The sequence below is a fragment of the Mesorhizobium sp. M7A.F.Ca.US.014.04.1.1 genome (assembly GCF_003998745.1).
In the GTDB taxonomy this organism is placed as follows: domain Bacteria; phylum Pseudomonadota; class Alphaproteobacteria; order Rhizobiales; family Rhizobiaceae; genus Mesorhizobium; species Mesorhizobium ciceri.
Genome location: NZ_RZRW01000879.1, coordinates 1 through 1714, shown reverse-complemented (window position 1 = coordinate 1714; position 1714 = coordinate 1). Strand labels below are relative to the sequence as shown.

The window sequence follows — 1714 nt, the reverse complement described above, 5'->3', positions numbered from 1 at the left end:
CATTTAACGGCGTGCGCAGTTCGTGGCTGACCACCGCCAGGAAGCGTCCCTTCGCCACCTCGGCGGACGCGGCCGCCTCATTGGCTGCCGCCAGATCCTCGCGCAACCGGGCGATCTCGTCATTCTGCCTCAGGACGAACGTAAAGACATCACCCTGTTCCTCACCACGCACGAGATCAAGCGAGAACGGCCGGTAATTGTCGGCCGTCAGGCCATTGCCATTCTGAGGCAGCCGGATGCGCAATTCGAGCCGGCGCGACAGTGCGCCGTCGCGCATGTCGGCCATTGCGCTGAGATAGGAAACGCGATCCGACAGATGGACGCGATCGAAGAGGCCGTTTCCGGACAGCAGTTCGGGCGGCAGTTTCAAAAGCGTGCGCGCTTTTGGCGACGCGTCCAGGACCTCGCCATGACGGGCGACGCGCAAGACCACCGCATCGATGATGTCTTCGAGCCGGTCGGCAGTGTCGAGCACATCAGCCGCATCGGCCGTGTTTTGAAATGCCGATGCGCGCGGGATCAGTGTGAGCGTCCAGGCCAACGGCACCAACCAGTGCCACGCCGCGATCTGCGCTCCTGCGAACGGGAATACGGTTCCAGCCAAAGGCTGAGCCAAGATGGCGACAGCGGCCGACACGGCTCCCCACAGCGCCGCCCGCCGCGAAGCGCCGATCCACCAGGCTTCAAAAGGCAGCGCCACGACAAGCATGGCGACAGGCGAACTCAGCCCGCCCGCGGCGGCAATGAGACTGCCGAGAGAAATGCCGGCCAGCACCAGGGCGACCCAACTCGCTATCGCCATCTTGCCGGTCGCCGCCACCAGCAAGGCGACGAACCAGCACAGGCCAAAGGCGGCGAAAATGGCGGCCATGGTGACGGCGACGCCCATGCCTGAAGTAACCAGCGTGACCGCGGCACCGGCGACAAAGAAAGGAGCGGCGAGCATGACGCCGATAAAGCGGCGCTGGCGCTCGCGGTCGCTCCGCCCAAGGATGGACGGATGGACCATACGTTCGCAACCGGCCGAAATCGCGCCAGGCAATTCAACGTATCTGGCCTTGATTGAACTCAACTCAACGCACTCGCACTTGTCGTGGACAGCTCTGCTTTGCAGATGGTTCTGGTTGGCTTTGAAACTCGCATCCAGCGTTTAAGGAATGGATAAGGCAGGGCCGACCAGGGCCCGGCCTGCGGCAAATATCGGGATGCCGGCGGCCGAAAGCACGGACAAATGCAGCCATAGTAAACGGAGAGTTATCCGCCGACTGCACCCATCGGCCGGGCGCACTCGGCACCTGGACTTCCCTATTTCAAGAAAAACACAGGGAAATCATGGGGATATATGGTTATTTGTTGTTAAGGAAAATTGCTCGGATTTGAGACAAGTCGATTGCAGAACGGTTCGTTTCGAATTTGCCTAAAATTTGAGGAAAATTCTCTCTTTGCCCGCAAGCCGTCCTTTGCGCCTGTGTGCCAAAATCCTGCCTACAAAAGAGGTCATGCCATATGGATGCATGATCCGGTCACGACGAGAGGGCAAGGGCATGGTCTTCCTCATAAGAATGGCTTTCTGGTTTTCGCTGGTGCTGCTGGCGCTGCCATTGAGTGTCGGCCCCGATGAAGCGGGGCATGAAAGCGTCGGACCGATCCAAGCCTTGTTTGCTGCACGCGAAGCGGTTGGCGATATGGCCGGCATTTGCGAACGCAAACCCGA

General features: G+C 60.2%; 1 protein-coding gene and 1 pseudogene. One reads left to right on the top strand and one right to left on the bottom strand.

The features are described from left to right. Window positions 1-1009, bottom strand: a pseudogene (locus EOA22_RS32635) (PAS domain-containing sensor histidine kinase); the annotation flags it as partial. A gap of 535 nt (window positions 1010-1544) precedes the next feature. Here EOA22_RS32635 and EOA22_RS37855 point away from each other — a divergent pair. Next, on the top strand, window positions 1545-1714 hold a 170-nt coding region (locus tag EOA22_RS37855), incomplete at its 3' end, for a DUF5330 domain-containing protein (protein WP_164756141.1).